Here is a 15,191-nt window from a genome sequence, read left to right as displayed (position 1 = left end):
CCCACGGCGTGCGGTCGGCCGCCCGCTCGGTCCGCTTTTCCGCACCGGCGAAATCAGGTCGGTGACGGGAAGGCGACGGTCGGGGAACAGGACGGGAAGGAAAATGTGGGGAACGGGACCGGAAAGCGACGTTTTCGGAACGGGCGGTCAGGAGACGATGCGGTACCGGTGCTCCGGGCGCCCCGTCGCCCCGTAGCGGAGCTCCAGACGGACCATGCCCTCCTTGACGAGGTAGGACAGGTACCGCTGGGCCGTCGCCCGGGAGACCCCGGTGAGTTCGGCCGCCTCGGCCGCCGACACGGGACCGCCGGCGGAGAGCAGCGCCTGGTGGACGAGGGTCAGGGTGGGCGCGGAGTGCCCCTTGGCCGGCACCCGCGGGACGGCCGGCGGCCGGGTCGCGCTGAACAGGGCGTCCACATCGGCCTGCTCGGTCTCGGCGGCCGGTCCCAGCGCGTGCACCCGGTGCTGGAGTTCGCGGTAGGCGGTCAGCCGCCCGCAGAGGTCCGGGGAGCCGAAGGGTTTGACGAGGTATCCCACGGCGCCCAGCTTCATGGCGGTGCGCACCGACTCGATGTCCCGGTCCGCTGTGATCATGAACGCGTCCGGCCGGGAGCCGCCCTCGTCGCCGGTGAGCCGGCGCAGCACATCGAGCCCGCTGCCGTCCGGCAGGAAGATGTCGAGCAGCAGCAGGTCCGGGTGCAGGGTGCGCACCGCCTCCAGGGCGTCGGCCACGGTCGCCGCCTCGCCGACCACCTGGAAGCCCTGGACCCGGCTCACGTACTCGCTGTGGATGTGGCTCACCCGGAAGTCGTCGTCCACGACCAGGGTTCGGATCATCAGCGGTCGCCTCCCACCGGCAACGCCGTTGTGAACAGTGCGCCCTGCGGCGCGGGGGCCGTGTCCGGCAGCGGCAGGACGACGGTGAAGACCGCGCCCGGGCCCTCGCTGACCGCGACCGTGCCACCGTGCCGCTGCACCAGCCGGTGCACCAGGGCGAGCCCCAGGCCGCGCCGGGCGGTGCCCCGCTCGGGCCGGGTCGACCAGCCGTCCTCGAAGATCGCCTCGGCGGCGCCCGGCGGGACCCCCGGCCCGGTGTCCGCCACCCGCACGGTCACATGGTCGGGCCCCTCGGTGAGGGTGAGGCGCACCTGGCGGCCGCCCGCCGGGGGCGGTCCGTCCGCCGCGGCGTCGACCGCGTTGTCCAGCAGGTTGCCGACGATCGTCAGCAGCCGGCGCAGATGCGGCGGGTCCTGGCCGAGCGCGGAGCCGTCGTCGAGCACGATCCGCACGCCGCGTTCGGCGGCGACCGTGGTCTTGGCCACGATCAGCCCGACCATCAGCGAGTTCCCGATCCGTCGGCGCACCGACTCGGTCAGTGCCTGCCCGGCTCCGGCCGATCCGACGGCGAACTCGTAGGCCGCGTCGTGGTCGCCGATGTCCAGCAGTCCCGCCAGCGTGTGCATCCGGTTGGTGAACTCGTGCTGCTGGGCCCGCAGTGCGTCGGTGAGCCCCCGCACGGAGTCCAGCTCGCGCAGCAGTCCGATCAGCTCGGTGCGGTCGCGTACGGTGACCACCGCGCCGAGTTCGCGGCCGCGCAGCGTGACCGGCATGCGGTTGACGACGAGGCAGTGCTCGTCGGTCAGGACGCTGACGTCGGTACCGCTCAGGGTGCCGTCCAGCGCACGCCGCAGCCGGCCGTCGGGCAGCACCTCCTCGAGCCTGCTGCCGAGCGCGGTGCCGAGCCCGAGCAGCCGCCGGGCCTCGTCGTTCACCACGGTGACCCTGCCGTCGGGGTCGAAGGCGACCACACCCTCCCGGATGCCGTGCAGCATCGCCTCGCGGTCCTGGAAGAGCCCGGCGATCTCCTCCAGTTCGAGACCGAAGGTGGTCCGCTTCAGCCGCCGCGCCAGCAGATACGCGGCCGCCGAACCGAGCGCGGTGGCGATCGCCGCGTACAGGCCGAAGGTGGGCAGCTCACGCCACAGCTCGCCCAGCACGTACCGCTCCGGGAGCCCCGCCGACACCTCGCCGACCAGCTTGCCGGACGGCCCGTACAGGGGAGCCTTGGCGTTGGCGGACCGTCCGGTGGCGCCCTGGTCGCTGCCGACGCGCGGACGGCCGTCCAGCACCTCGATCGGCTCGTTCACCGGCTCGCCGATGAGCTGCGGCATGGGGTGCGAGTGACGGATGCCGCGCAGGTCGAGCACGACCACGTACGACGCCCCGGAGGCCTTCCGGATGCGTTCGGCGGTGGTCTGCACCACGCCGTTGTCGGTGCCGTCCGCCATGGCCTGACGGATCTGCGGCTCGGCGGCCGTGGATTGCGCGATGGCCAGCGCCCGCTGCTCGTAGGAACGGTCGAGCTCGCCCCGCTGTGCGAACGCGAACAGCACGAAGCCGATCACGCCGGTGAGACCGAGGATGAACAGCTGGTTGGCGAGGATCCGGGCGGAGAGCTTCCCTCTGCCGCCGCGGGTGATCCGGGTACGGATGGACATCACAGGCGCCTCTTTGCCCCTGTCGTACGTCGTGCCGGGTCCGGCCCCTGCGCCGGACCCGCGTGGCGCGATTGTGCCTGATGGCCGAAATCCTGCCCACCCCCGGGCCGCTGAGCAGAATGCGCAGAACCACGTTCAACGTGCGCATCCCGAACGACGTGGGTGTCCCGGGCGCCCGTGAGCCGAACGAGCAGAACCCCGGTTAATTCAACGATCGCGAGATACGTCGGAAACAGCGACGTCACACGGGGTGGCCCCTAGCGTCTGACTTCCTCGACCCCCGAGGCCAGGAAGGAGACCGCCCCAGATGGCTTCGCGAAACGATGTCGCGACGAGCCCGGTCGCCGGCGAAACGGACCGTGACGACGCGCGCATTGAGATCTCCGGGCTCACCAAGCGATTCTTGACCCCCGCCGGTGAGGTGTTCACCGCGCTGCAGAATGTTTCGTTCACCGTGGAGCCGGGCCAGTTCTGCGCGGTGGTCGGTCCCACCGGCTGCGGCAAATCGACGACGCTGAGCATGGTGTCCGGCCTGGACCGGCCGAGCGAGGGATCGGTCAAGGTCGGCGGCCGCGAGGTGGACGGCATCACCGACGGCGTCAGCTTCATGTTCCAGGCCGACGCGCTGCTGCCCTGGAAGACCGTCCTCGGCAACGTGCTGATGGGTCCGGTCTTCCGCGGCGTCCCCAAGCAGAAGGCACAGGCCTCGGCGCGCGACTGGCTGCGCCGGGTGGGCCTCGCGGGCTTCGAGGACCGCTACCCGCACCAGCTCTCCGGCGGTATGCGCAAGCGCGTGGCGATGGCCGCGGCGCTGATCAACGAACCCAAGATCCTGATCATGGACGAGCCGTTCGGCGCCCTCGACGTGCAGACCAAGGCGATCATGTCGACCGAGCTGCTGGCCCTGTGGGAGCAGATCCGGCCGTCGGTCGTCTTCATCACCCACGACCTCGACGAGGCCGTGGCACTCGCCGACCGCGTCGTCGTCATGACGTCGAGCCCCGGGTCGGTCAAGGCGGTCTTCGACATCGACCTGCCGCGCCCGCGCGGCTCCGTCCAGGAGATCCGCTTCGAGCCCCGCTTCATCGAACTGCAGCACAAGATCTGGGACACGCTGCGCGAGGAGGTGGAGCGCGCCTACGCACGCACCGCAGGAGGTAAGGCATGACCACGACGTCCACCGCTTCCGCCGCTCCGGTCAGCGGCGGTCAGGTATCGGCCGCTGCCGCCGCCAGAAGCGCCGTACGACGCCGCGTCGCGCTGGTCTGGGCGGGCCGCATCGGCCTTGCGGTCGTCGTCATCGGCGGCTGGCAGGCGTTCACCACGTGGGGGATCGTCGACCCGTTCTTCTTCGGGCAGCCGTCGGGCATCGCCAAGCGGCTGGCCGACCTCTTCCAAAACGGCACGGAGTTCGGGTCCTTCTACTCGAATATATGGACGACGATCCAGGAGGCACTCGCCGGCTTCGCCGTCGGGTCCGTCACCGGTGTGGTCTTCGGTGTCGCGCTGGGGCAGAGCCGCTTCCTCTCCGACGTGCTCGGCCCCTACATCAAGATGGTCAACGCGATCCCGCGCATCGTCCTCGGCTCGATCTTCATCGTCGCCTTCGGCATCGGCGTGACCCCGAAGATCCTGCTCGCCGCGGTCCTGGTGTTCTTCATCGTCTTCTTCAACGCCTTCCAGGGCGTCCGCGAGGTCGACCGCAACATCCTCGCCAACGCCAAGGTGCTCGGCGCCTCGCAGATGCAGATCATCCGCCACGTCATCGTGCCCTCCGCGCTCACCTGGATCATCGCGAGCCTGCACAGCGCCTTCGGCTTCGCCATCGTCGGCGCGCTGGTCGGCGAGGTGCTGGGCGCACAGAGCGGCCTCGGCCTGGTCATCAAGACCGCCCAGAACAACTTCGACCCCGACGGCGTGTTCGCGACGATGCTCGTCATCTCGGTCATCGTGCTCGGTGCCGAGTGGCTGATCAGCAAGCTCGAGCACCGGCTGCTGTCCTGGCGCCCCCCGGCCCCGTCCGAGGCGTCGAACGCCCTCTGACTCAGTTCCTCCCCGCCCTCTCCGCTCTTCCCCTGCCCCACCCCAGAAAAGGAATGTGGCCAGCCATGTCAAGACGATCCGCCACCGTCACCGCCTCCCTCCTCACCGTCCTCGCCCTCGGCACGGCCACCGCCTGTTCCAGCGGCTCCCACAGCGGCTCCCAGAGCGTCGGCAGCTCCGGCGGCGTGCCCACGGTGAAGCTCATGGTCGGCGGTATCGACAAGCAGATCTACCTGCCCTACCAACTCGCCCAGAGCCTCGGTTTTTATAAGAAGTACGGCGTGAATGTCGAGCTGAGCACCGAGCAGGACGGCGGTGTCGGAGCCGAGGAGGCCATGGCCTCGGGGCAGGTGGACATGGCGGGCGCCTGGTACAACCACACGATCGAGTTCCAGGCCAAGGGCAAGGCGGTCGAGGACGTGGTCCAGCTCTCCGGCGCGCCGGGTGAGCGTGAGATGTGCACCAAGAAGTCGGGCGTCACCTCGGCCGCCGACTTCAAGGGCAAGACCCTCGGCGTCACCGACCTGGGTTCGGGCACCGACACCCTCACCCAGTTCCTGGCCGCCAAGAAGGGCGTCAAGACCAGCGACTTCCACCGGATCGGGGTCGGCGCCGGCTCCACCGCCATCGCCGCGCTGCAGAACGGCAAGGTGGACTGTGTGATGACGACACAGCCGACGGTCGCCGCGATCGAGAAGAAGGGCGTCGGTGCCTCCGCGATCGACCTGGCCACCACGCAGGGCGCCACGGCGGCGATGGGCGGTGCCTTCCCCGCGGCCAGTGTGCTCGCCCGCACCGACTGGGTGAACCAGAACAAGGCCACCGTGCAGAAGGTCGTCGACGCGCTCGTGGCCACCATGCATTGGATCAACACGCACAGCGCGGCCGACATCGCCGACAAGCTGCCTCAGTCGTTCGTGCAGAACCAGCTCGTGACCAAAGCCGACTACATCGCGGCCCTGACCGAGGACAAGGGCCAGTTCCTCCCGGACGGCATCATGCCGGCCGGCGGTCCGAAGACCTCACTGGCGACGGAGAAGTTGGTCGGCAACGTGAAGGGTTCGGTGGACCTCAGCAAGACGTTCACCAACGACTTCGCCATCCAGGCCAACAAGACCGAGGGATTCAAGACCACCACGACCCCCGCGGGGGCGGACGGCTGAGCCTGCCACCGACACGACGTCGCCCCGCCTGACCGCACCAGCGGCAGGCGGGGCGGTGCCATGTCACACTGCGGCCGAGTCGCTCCCGACGTCGCGTCGCGAGACCGCCAGGTAGGCGACGAAGCCGAGGATCGCGACCGTCCACGACAGGGTGACGGGACCCAGACCCCAGTCCAGCCCGCCGCGCTTGTGGGGCAGGGCCATCCAGTCGGCGATCGACGCACCGAGCGGGCGGGTGATGACGTACGCGGACCAGAACGCGACCACCGGGCCGAGCAGACCCCCGCGGTGGGCGACCGCCGGCACAGAGATGGCGACGGCGTACAGAGCGACGGACCCCAGGTAGCCGAGGCCGATCGTGGCGCTCAGGTCGCCCGCGGCGGTGCCGAGCGCGAACGTGACGAGCACGGCCGCCCAGTAGAACACCTCGCGGCGCCGGGTGGAGATGCTGTGGATGGACAGGGTCCGCTCGCTCGCGTGCCACAGGGCGAAGACGGCGGCCAGCGCCACCAGGAACAGCGGCGTCGAGAGCGTGTAGGGCACGCCGAGACCCACGTGCAGGACGTCGGCGGCCATCGTGCCGAACACGCTGACCATGACGATGGCGGTCCAGTAGACCCAGGCCACGTACCGGCGAACCGCGAACTGCAGCACCAGGGCCCCGACCAGGGCGAGGGCGCCGAGGCCGACCGCGGGGATCGGGCCGAGCAGACGGGCCAGGTAGTCGGAGGCGGTCTCGCCCATTCCGGTGGTCAGAACCTTGATGATCCAGAAGTAGGCGGTGACTTCCGGCACCTTGTTCGCCGTCCGGCGTATGCGGGGGTGGGCGTGCGGCCGGTCGTCCAGGACGTGCTCTGTGCTCATGGCATGCACGATGACATGGGGAACTGCTGATTCCACAGGCCTCTTTGCCATTGTTTTGGATCTTCTGGTGCAGGCGTTGCCGCAGAGGCCCGGCAGCCGCTGAGCCGCCCCTCCCTGAGGGGCGGCGGCTGCTCACGATGCCGGAGGCGTCGGGAAATCCGTCACGAAGGTGCACGGCACGTTGATCGGTCGGCGCGGGCCCGGGTTCCCTCCCGAGGTGGTGCAAGTGCCCTCCTGCACCTGTCCGTTCGCAGTCAGCACGGAGACATACACGACGGCATCCCTCTCTGCCGGCGTGGCGTCGATGACGTCGCAGTTGTCGATCGGGCGTACGGTCCCGCCGCTTCCGACGGCTGCGGCGGGAGTCGCCGGTCCGACCGCCATCACGAGCGCGAGCGAGGCGAGATTGCCAGCCTTCCGGTACCTCTCGCGCGCCAGCGGTCCGAGAGAGAAGGGCGTCCTGCTTTCACGGCTCATCCATGGGCTCCTTGTCGAACGGTTCCGGGTGGCCCCCCGAAGCCGCACCCGCCCACGCGGCGGCCCTCGGCACGCCCTGCCGGGCGGGCCCGTATATCAGCTGGTCGGACCACCCGATTGCCTCCGGTCGGGGGAGCCACCAGGCGTGAGACGCGTCCCTCTCACTCTGCGGACCACCCTCTTGACGCGGGCCGGAGCCGGATCGACACTCCAAGGGAGATTTCCTAGTGGACAGGTAGGGAAACAATGGGGCGCCTGAGGCCGGTCATCAGCCGTGTTCGTCGCACGCGCCGGCAGTCCCTCCTGCTGACCTCCCGCCGCCACATCGATCTGCTGCGCGTCTGCAGCGCGAGCAGCCGCCGGCGCTGAAACCGGCCGAGCCGCGCCGCGCCCCGCCGCCCCGCGCCGTTCGCGCCGTTCGAGCAGGGGAGCGCCGCCTGCCCGCGGGCCACCGCCCCCGCACCCTCGCGTCCCAGAACCCCGGGAGAGACATGTCCGCCCATGCCCTGACCGCACTCCCGTCCGCCCAGCCGGTCCCCGCCTTCCGCGGCCGGATCGGGTGCGACGCCCGCAGCGGCCACTACGCCGTGCCGCGCCGCTACCGTCTCCACCTGTCGCCGGCGTGTCCGCACTGTCTGCGGATTGCCATCACGCACAGCCTGCTCGGCCTCGAGGACGTCTGTCCCGTCACGCTGCTGCCCGCGGTGCCCGACGGACCCGGCGGCGAGTACTCCGCGCTGCGTCCGCTGTACGAGGCCAGCGCCCACCGCTATCCCGGAGCCGCCCTGGCGCCGGTGCTCAGCGACGACTGGTCGGGCCGGATCGTCAGCACCCACGCTCCGGACATCATGCGCGACCTGGCGCGGCACTTCGGCACGGACCACCCCGCGCTGTATCCGCAGGGGCTGGACGCCGAGATCGACGGTGTCCAGCGACTGTGCGAGCAGGGCATCGACGCGGCCGCCCAGCGCGCCGGACGCGTCGATGCCGACACGGAGGAACGGGACGCCGCGCTCACCTCGCTGCTGTACACCCTGCGGTCACTGGAGGGACGGCTCGCCCGTCAGGAGTACCTGTTCGGCGACCAGCTCACCGCAGCGGACGTGGAGTTGTGGGTCAGCCTGGTGCAGCTCGACACCGTGCACCGCTGGCACCTGGACGCCACCGCGGTGCACCGCATCGCCGACCACCCGCACCTGTGGGCGTACGCCCGCCGGCTGGCCGCCCACCCCGCCTTCGGTCCGCACCTCGACCACGCCGGCATCGCCCGACGGCACCACGCGCACTGCCGGGGACTGGAGGCCGCGGGCGCCGCCGTGCAGATCCTGGACTGGGCCTCGCACATCCCCAACGGCGCGGCCACCCACACCGGTTGAGCGGGAGAACGGCGCCGCCGAGCACGTATCACCTGCCGGACGCACGTTGACATCGCTTGCGGCGCCTGTATTGACTTACGGCCAGAAAGGTCATGAGCGTCAGCGACAAGCCCTGGCTGGCTGACCGGCAACCCTCGCACCGCGGTGGGGTGCCCCAGGTGACGACCCGACCGGATGACGTTTCGGTAAGCGCGTGGCCCCCGGGCCGGAAGAACGACGGAGACAGTGATGTACGCAGCCTCGAGGACAGCCGCAGTGCGGCTCCGCGGCTGCGTCCTGCTGTGCGCCAACCGTTCCGTCGACCTGCTCCGCGTCAACAGCGCACTGTGTACCACCCCGGGCTCTGCCCGCTGTCACGGCTGACGGCGTTCTGAATCCCTGACGCGCACCGCCGCCACGGTGCGCCCTCGTTCCGTCCCGTCCCCGGTGCACTGCGCTTCACCAGCCTCGTCACGCCGCGGCCCCGTGCCGCCAAGCGGTGGCGTGGCGCGCCGCCCGGGGCGTCCGACTCCGCTGGAGCCTGTCATGAGTGAACCCCCCGGAGGCGTCGTGTCCCTCGCCCCGGCGCCGCCCGACGAAGACACCGCGGCCAAGCCCCCCGCGTCCCAGCGGGTTCTGCCCCTGCGCCGGCCGGGCCGCTGGATGGCCACGGCGGTCGTGCTGGTCCTCGTGGCCCAGTTCGTCCACGGCCTGGTGTCCAACCCGTTCTACCAGTGGGACCGCTTCGCCTACTGGTTCCTGCGCCCCACCATCCTCGACGGGCTGCTCATCACGCTCGAAGTCACCGCGCTCAGCGCCGTGTCGGGCCTGCTCGGCGGCATCGTGCTCGCACTGGCCCGGCTCTCGAAGAGCCCGGTCCTGCGTGCGGTGAGCTGGACCTACGTGTGGGCGCTCCGCTCCATACCGCTGATCGTGGTGCTGATCTTCCTCTACAACTTCAGCGCCCTCTACAAGACGTTGAGCGTCGGCGTGCCCTTCGGCCCGGCGTTCTTCAGCTTCGACGAGTCAAAGCTCGCCACCGACATGGTCGTCGCCGTCGTCGGACTGAGCCTGAACGAGGCGGCGTACGCGGCGGAGGTGGTCCGCGGCGGCATCCTCTCGGTCGACCAGGGCCAGCACGAGGCGGCCGCCGCCCTCGGTCTGCCGAAGGGCCACCAGTTCAGGCGGATCGTCTTTCCGCAGGCCCTCAGGTCCATCACCCCGAACTACGTCAACCAGCTGATCGGCCTGGTCAAGAGCACGTCACTGGTGTTCTACGTGTCACTGCTCGACCTGTTCGGCTCCGCGCAGACCATGGGCAGCACCTACCCCGGCGACATCGTGCCGCTGCTGCTGGTCGTCACCGTCTGGTACCTGATCCTGACGAGCCTCGTGTCCGTCGTCCAGTTCTACGTCGAGCGGTACTACGCCCGCGGCGCCACCCGCGCGCTGCCGCCGACCCCGTTGCAGAAGCTCCGCACCGGTCTCGCCGATCTGCGGGCCCGTGCGCGCAGGGAGGCCGCCGTATGACCACCGACACGCTCCAGACCCGCCCCGCCGCCATCCAGGTGCACGACGTGCACAAGGCGTTCGGCGCCCACCAGGTGCTGCACGGCGTGGAGTTGACCGTACGACCGGGCGAGGTGACCGTGATCCTCGGCCCGTCCGGCTCCGGCAAGTCCACCCTGCTGCGGGTGATCAACCACCTGGAGAAGCCCGACCGCGGCTATGTCAGCGTCGGTGGCGAACCCATCGGCGTGCGCCGACACGGAGACCACCTCAAGGAGCTGAGCGAGCGGGTCATCCTGGGCCAGCGCAGCCGCATCGGATTCGTCTTCCAGAACTTCAATCTCTTCCCGCATCTCACCGTGCTGGAGAACGTGACAGCGGCGCCGGTGGCGACCGGCAAGCTGACCAAGCCGGAGGCCAGGAACCTCGCCCTGGACCTGCTCGGCCGCGTAGGACTCGCCGACAAGACCGGCGCCTACCCGCGTCAGCTGTCCGGCGGCCAGCAGCAGCGCGTCGCCATCGCCCGCGCGCTCGCCCTGCGGCCCGGCGTCATCCTCTTCGACGAACCCACCTCGGCCCTCGATCCCGAACTCGTCGGCGAGGTGCTGGCCGTCATCAAGGACCTGGCCGGCGGCGGCACCACGCTGGTCATCGTCACCCACGAGATCGGCTTCGCCCGTGAATGCGCCGACCGGGTGATCTTCATGGACGACGGCCGGATCGTCGAACAGGGACCGCCTGCCGAGGTCCTCGACAACCCGCGGCACGAGCGGACCCGGGACTTCCTGAGCAAGGTGCTCTGAACCCGCCGGTTCCGCGTTCCGCGTTCCGCTCCAAAGCCTCCCCCCCCACGCCACCACCGCCATCGCTCACCGAACAAGGACAACCATGCCCACTCTCAGTCTCCGCACCCGACTCCTGCGCGGCCTCACCGCGGGCACCGCCGTCGCCTCCCTCGCCGCCGGACTCGCCGCATGCGGGGGCAAGAGCGACGCCGCCACCAACACGGACACCGCATCCTCCGGCACCCTCACCGTGGGGCAGCTCTCCAACGGCGCCGCCACGCAGACCGCCCTGAAGGTGTCCGAGGTGAAGTCCCTCAACGCCGAACTGCCCGCCGCCATCCGCAAGAGCGGCAAGCTGGAGATCGGCATCGGCGCCCTGCCCTCCGGCTTCGCACCGCTGGCATACGTGGGCAGCGACCAGAGGACCCTCACCGGCGCGGAACCCGACTTCGGCCGTCTGGTGGCCGCGGTCCTCGGCCTCAAGCCCGAGCTGAAGAACTTCACCTGGGAGAACCTGTTCGTCGGCATCGACAGCGGCAAGGTCGACGTGGCCTTCTCGAACGTCACCGACACCGAGGAGCGCAAGAAGAAGTACGAGTTCGCCTCCTACCGGCAGGACAACCTGGCCTTCGAGGTGCCGAGGACGAGCGCCTGGAACTTCGACGGGAACTACGAGAACCTCGCGGGCAGGACCGTATCGGTCGGCTCGGGCACCAACCAGGAGAAGATCCTCCTGGAGTGGAAGGCGAAGCTGGCCAAGGAGGGCAAGAAGCTCACCGTCAAGTACTACCCGGACCGCAACGGCACCTACCTGGCGCTGTCCAGCGGCAAGATCGACGCGTACTTCGGCCCCAACCCCGGTATCGCCTACCACGTCAGGCAGGTCGCGAACACGCCCCAGGCGACCCGCAACGCGGGCGAGTTCTCCGGCGCCGGCGAGTCCCTGCAAGGCCTGATCGCTGCGACCGCGAAGAAGGACAGCGGGCTCGCCAAGCCGCTCGCCGACGCCGTCAACCACCTGATCGAGAACGGCCAGTACGCCAAGTGGCTGGCCGCCTGGAACCTGTCCAACGAGGCCGTCGCCAAGTCCGAGGTCAACCCGCCCGGGCTGCCGCTCGACAACTCCTGACGGAAGGGATTCCCGGAGTGCGGAACAGACGGCGGGGCAGGACCGTTGTCGTTGAGACGAGCTGCGCGCCACGACGGCCGTGAGGACGGAGGTGCAGGACGTGACCCGTACCGTGCACGCCCGCGCCCTGAACCCGTCCCGCCGTCCGCTTCTGCACTCCCGGGCCCACATCGACCTGCTGCGCGTGGCCGGCGCGCTCTGTTGCTCCTGACCGTCCCCAGCCTTCGGCCGGGTGTACTCCCCATCTCGCTGCGCTCGCCCCCGGCCGCGCCCGCTCGCGACGGCCGGCGTTCTCGTACGGACTTCAGGAAGGCACCCACTCGTGTCCTCGACTTCCCCTTCCCCTCTGCACCTTGCCCTCGCCCTGGACGGCACCGGCTGGCATCCCGCCTCCTGGCGCGAGCCCGTGGCGCGGCCCCGGGACCTGTTCACGGCCGGATACTGGGCCGACCTGGTCACCGAGGCCGAAGAGGGTCTACTCGACTTCGTGACCATCGAGGACGGGCTCGGACCCCAGTCCTCGCACTTCCTCGACCCGGACGAGCGCACCGACCAGGTTCGCGGACGCCTGGACGCAGTGCTCATCGCCTCCCGTGTCGCGCCACTGACCCGGCACATAGGGCTGGTGCCGACCGTGGTGGCCACCCACACGGAGCCGTTCCACATCTCCAAGGCGATCGCCACTCTCGACTACGTCAGCACGGGCCGTGCGGGCCTGCGCGTGCAGATCACCGCCCGTCCGAACGAGGCCGCCCACTTCGGCCGCCGTACGATCCCCCGTATCGAGGCCTACGACAGCCCGGACACACAGGAGGTGGTGACCGACCTATTCGACGAGGCCGCCGACTACGTCGAGGTCGTCCGGCGCCTGTGGGACAGCTGGGAGGACGACGCGGAGATCCGGGACGTCGCCACCGGCCGCTTCATCGACCGGGACAAGCTGCACTACATCGACTTCGAGGGCAAGTACTTCCACGTCAAGGGTCCCTCCATCACCCCTCGACCGCCCCAGGGCCAGCCGGTCGTCACCGCTCTCGCCCACCAGACCGTCCCCTACCGGCTGGTGGCCCGCCAGGCCGACATCGGCTACGTCACCCCGCACGACGCCGACCAGGCCCGGGCGATCGTCGCCGAGATCCGCGCCGAGCAGGAGACGGCGGGCCGGGCCGAGGAGCCGTTGCACGTCTTCGGCGACCTCGTGGTCTTCCTGGACGACGACCCGGCCAGGGCCGTGGCCCGCAAGCAGCGCCTGGACGACCTCGCCGGATACGAGTACACCAGTGATGCCCGCGTCTTCACCGGCACCCCCGCCCAACTCGCCGATCTCCTCGAGGAGTTGCGGTCCGGAGGACTGACCGGCTTCCGGCTGCGCCCCGCGGTCGCCGGCCACGACCTCCAGGCCATCACCCGTGGCCTCGTCCCCGAGCTACAGCGCCGTGACGCCTTCCGCCGCGCCTACGAGTCCGACACCCTGCGCGGACTGCTCGGGCTCGCCCGCCCCGCCAACCGCTACTCCGCAGCCGTCACCGCCTGAGCCGGAGGGACGTCACCACCATGACCAAGCCGCTGAAGCAGATCCACCTGGCCGCCCACTTCCCCGGCGTCAACAACACCACCGTGTGGAGCGACCCGAAGGCCGGCAGCCACATCGAGTTCAACTCCTTCGTCCACTTCGCGCGCACCGCCGAACGCGCCAAGTTCGACTTCCTGTTCCTCGCCGAGGGCCTGCGCCTGCGCGAACAGGGCGGGGAGATCTACGACCTGGACGTCGTGGGCCGCCCCGACACCTTCACCGTGCTCGCCGCCCTGGCCGCCGTCACCGACCGGCTCGGCCTGACCGGCACCATCAACTCCACCTTCAACGAGCCGTATGAGGTGGCCCGCCAGTTCGCCAGCCTCGACCACCTCTCCGGCGGACGATCGGCGTGGAACGTCGTCACCTCCTGGGACGCCTTCACCGGCGAGAACTTCCGCCGCGGCGGCTTCCTGCCGCAGGAGGAGCGCTACTCCCGGGCGAAGGAGTTCCTGGCCACCGCGAACGAACTCTTCGACTCCTGGCACGGCGACGAGATCCTCGCCGACCAGGCCACCGGCACCTTCCTGCGGGACGCCAAGGCCGGCGCCTTCGTCCACCAGGGCGAGCACTTCGACATCCACGGCCGGTTCAACGTCCCGCGCAGCCCGCAGGGCCGCCCGGTCGTCTTCCAGGCGGGCGACTCCGAGGAGGGCCGCGAGTTCGCCGCCTCCAGCGCCGACGCCATCTTCAGCAGGCACGCCACCCTGGAGGCGGGCCAGGCCTTCTACGCCGACGTCAAGGGCCGTCTGGCCAAGTACGGCCGCGCACACGACCAGTTGCTCATCCTGCCCGCCGCGACCTTCGTCCTCGGCGACACCGACGCGGAGGCCGAGGATCTGGCCCGCGAGGTGCGCCGGCAACAGGTCAGCGGTGCCACGGCCATCAAACACCTGGAGTTCGTCTGGAACCGGGACCTGTCGGCCTACGACCCGGACGGCCCGCTGCCCGACATCGACCCGAACGTGAGCGAGGAGCACATCTCCCGCGGCCGTGCCCAGGTGCGCATGTACCGCGACCCGCTGGCCACCGCCCGCGAGTGGCGGGAACTCGCCGCCGCCAACAACTGGTCCATCCGCGACCTCGTCATCCACACCGGAAACCGGCAGACCTTCGTCGGCTCCCCGTCCACCGTCGCGAAGACCATCAACGAGTTCGTGCAGGCCGACGCCTCCGACGGCTTCATCCTGGTCCCGCACATCACCCCCGGCGGCCTGGACCCGTTCGCCGACCAGGTCGTCCCGCTGCTGCAGGAGCAGGGCGTCTTCCGCACCGACTACGAGGGCACGACCCTGCGCGACCACCTGGGCCTCGCCCACCCGGACACCGGTGTGCCCAGGGAGCGAGCGGCGTCGTAAGCGTGCCGTCCGGCGGGTCACTCCTTCCAGTCGAGCTGGTCCTCGGGAGTGCCCACGCTCCGTCCGTACGCCACCGCTTCGGCGCGGCCGTGGGCATCGCCGCGCCGATAGCGGAACACCTTCCCGGCGAAGACGACCACCCGGTCGTCCCCGACCACGAAGTCCGAGTACCAGCCCATGTCCGGCTCCAGCGCCTCAGCCAGGGCCTGCGAGAGGGCGGTCGCCTGGGAGTCGTCCGTCTCGAACTCGACGAAGGTCCAGGTGGACGGCTGCCCGTCCCGCGCACTTCCCGAGACGTCGATGCGGCTCACCTTGCGGATGCGCAGGCCCTCCGGCTCGAACACCGCACCGGTGCGCAGACTTTCGCCGATGACATATCCGTTGATCACAGCTCGCCTCGCCCTCTCCGACCACACCGACACCGACCACGCCGACAT

Annotated in this window: 16 protein-coding genes and 1 riboswitch; of the genes, 11 read left to right on the top strand and 5 right to left on the bottom strand. The window is 70.1% G+C overall.

The annotated features are described in order from the left end of the window. Positions 1-147 precede the first annotated feature (147 nt). Both SY2F82_RS28430 and SY2F82_RS28425 read right to left on the bottom strand, forming a co-directional pair. Complete coding sequence (locus SY2F82_RS28430) at positions 148-837, bottom strand: response regulator (protein ID WP_200422003.1); 690 nt, start codon at positions 835-837, stop codon at positions 148-150. Then, the gene (locus SY2F82_RS28425) at positions 837-2,498 is read right to left on the bottom strand and encodes a sensor histidine kinase (RefSeq protein WP_200422002.1); all 1,662 of its coding nucleotides are present in this window, start codon (positions 2,496-2,498) and stop codon (positions 837-839) included. Before SY2F82_RS28425 ends, SY2F82_RS28430 begins: the two co-directional genes overlap by 1 nt. Before the next feature lie 80 nt (positions 2,499-2,578). Between SY2F82_RS28425 and SY2F82_RS39565 the strand changes: the two genes are divergently transcribed. From SY2F82_RS39565 to SY2F82_RS28410, 4 genes are all read left to right on the top strand, one after another. Next, a complete protein-coding gene (locus SY2F82_RS39565) occupies positions 2,579-2,704 on the top strand; it encodes a hypothetical protein (RefSeq protein ID WP_268980410.1) in 126 nt (41 codons plus the stop codon). 101 nt (positions 2,705-2,805) lie between these two features. After that, a complete protein-coding gene (locus tag SY2F82_RS28420) occupies positions 2,806-3,666 on the top strand; it encodes an ABC transporter ATP-binding protein (RefSeq protein WP_200422001.1) in 861 nt (286 codons plus the stop codon). After that, on the top strand, positions 3,663-4,541 hold the full coding sequence (locus SY2F82_RS28415; RefSeq protein ID WP_200422000.1) for an ABC transporter permease: 879 nt from the start codon (positions 3,663-3,665) through the stop codon (positions 4,539-4,541). The genes SY2F82_RS28420 and SY2F82_RS28415 overlap by 4 nt, the downstream gene beginning before the upstream one ends. A gap of 65 nt (positions 4,542-4,606) precedes the next feature. Further along, positions 4,607-5,704 carry an ABC transporter substrate-binding protein gene (locus tag SY2F82_RS28410; RefSeq protein WP_200421999.1) on the top strand — a complete coding sequence of 366 codons (1,098 nt, stop codon included), beginning with the start codon at positions 4,607-4,609 and terminating at the stop codon, positions 5,702-5,704. A 63-nt stretch (positions 5,705-5,767) separates the two neighbouring features. On the opposite strand, the gene SY2F82_RS28405 is transcribed toward SY2F82_RS28410, so the two are convergent. Both SY2F82_RS28405 and SY2F82_RS28400 read right to left on the bottom strand, forming a co-directional pair. Continuing rightward, positions 5,768-6,568, bottom strand: a complete 801-nt coding sequence (locus SY2F82_RS28405; protein WP_200421998.1) for a hypothetical protein — start codon at positions 6,566-6,568, stop codon at positions 5,768-5,770. A 132-nt stretch (positions 6,569-6,700) separates the two neighbouring features. Then, entirely contained in the window at positions 6,701-7,045 is a 345-nt protein-coding gene (locus tag SY2F82_RS28400) for a hypothetical protein (protein WP_200421997.1), read from the bottom strand. Between the two features lie 491 nt (positions 7,046-7,536). Between SY2F82_RS28400 and SY2F82_RS28395 the strand changes: the two genes are divergently transcribed. The 7 genes from SY2F82_RS28395 to SY2F82_RS28370 all read left to right on the top strand — a co-directional run bounded on the left by SY2F82_RS28395 (position 7,537) and on the right by SY2F82_RS28370 (position 14,754). Beyond that, positions 7,537-8,421: a glutathione S-transferase C-terminal domain-containing protein gene (locus SY2F82_RS28395; RefSeq protein ID WP_200421996.1), complete on the top strand. Its 885-nt coding sequence runs from the start codon at positions 7,537-7,539 to the stop codon at positions 8,419-8,421. Between the two features lie 88 nt (positions 8,422-8,509). Next, a riboswitch (SAM riboswitch) is annotated at positions 8,510-8,619 on the top strand. A gap of 327 nt (positions 8,620-8,946) precedes the next feature. Beyond that, positions 8,947-9,930 carry an amino acid ABC transporter permease gene (locus SY2F82_RS28390; protein WP_200421995.1) on the top strand — a complete coding sequence of 328 codons (984 nt, stop codon included), beginning with the start codon at positions 8,947-8,949 and terminating at the stop codon, positions 9,928-9,930. After that, complete coding sequence (locus SY2F82_RS28385) at positions 9,927-10,712, top strand: amino acid ABC transporter ATP-binding protein (RefSeq protein WP_200421994.1); 786 nt, start codon at positions 9,927-9,929, stop codon at positions 10,710-10,712. Before SY2F82_RS28390 ends, SY2F82_RS28385 begins: the two co-directional genes overlap by 4 nt. A gap of 85 nt (positions 10,713-10,797) precedes the next feature. After that, positions 10,798-11,823, top strand: a complete 1,026-nt coding sequence (locus tag SY2F82_RS28380; RefSeq protein WP_200421993.1) for an ABC transporter substrate-binding protein — start codon at positions 10,798-10,800, stop codon at positions 11,821-11,823. A 100-nt stretch (positions 11,824-11,923) separates the two neighbouring features. Continuing rightward, positions 11,924-12,034, top strand: a complete 111-nt coding sequence (locus tag SY2F82_RS39960; RefSeq protein ID WP_313884242.1) for a putative leader peptide — start codon at positions 11,924-11,926, stop codon at positions 12,032-12,034. Between the two features lie 111 nt (positions 12,035-12,145). Next, entirely contained in the window at positions 12,146-13,357 is a 1,212-nt protein-coding gene (locus SY2F82_RS28375; protein WP_200421992.1) for an LLM class flavin-dependent oxidoreductase, read from the top strand. 20 nt (positions 13,358-13,377) lie between these two features. Next, on the top strand, positions 13,378-14,754 hold the full coding sequence (locus SY2F82_RS28370; RefSeq protein ID WP_200421991.1) for an NtaA/DmoA family FMN-dependent monooxygenase: 1,377 nt from the start codon (positions 13,378-13,380) through the stop codon (positions 14,752-14,754). Between the two features lie 17 nt (positions 14,755-14,771). Here the strand turns inward: SY2F82_RS28370 and SY2F82_RS28365 are convergent, their stop codons facing one another. Further along, positions 14,772-15,143 carry a hypothetical protein gene (locus SY2F82_RS28365; RefSeq protein WP_200421990.1) on the bottom strand — a complete coding sequence of 124 codons (372 nt, stop codon included), beginning with the start codon at positions 15,141-15,143 and terminating at the stop codon, positions 14,772-14,774. Between the last annotated feature and the right edge of the window lie 48 nt (positions 15,144-15,191).

Origin of the sequence: Streptomyces sp. Y2F8-2 (genome assembly GCF_014905555.1) — a bacterium.
Lineage (GTDB): Bacteria > Actinomycetota > Actinomycetes > Streptomycetales > Streptomycetaceae > Streptomyces > Streptomyces cynarae.
The sequence above is the reverse complement of the archived record's forward strand: the minus strand, read 5'-3'. Positions and strand labels throughout refer to the sequence as shown.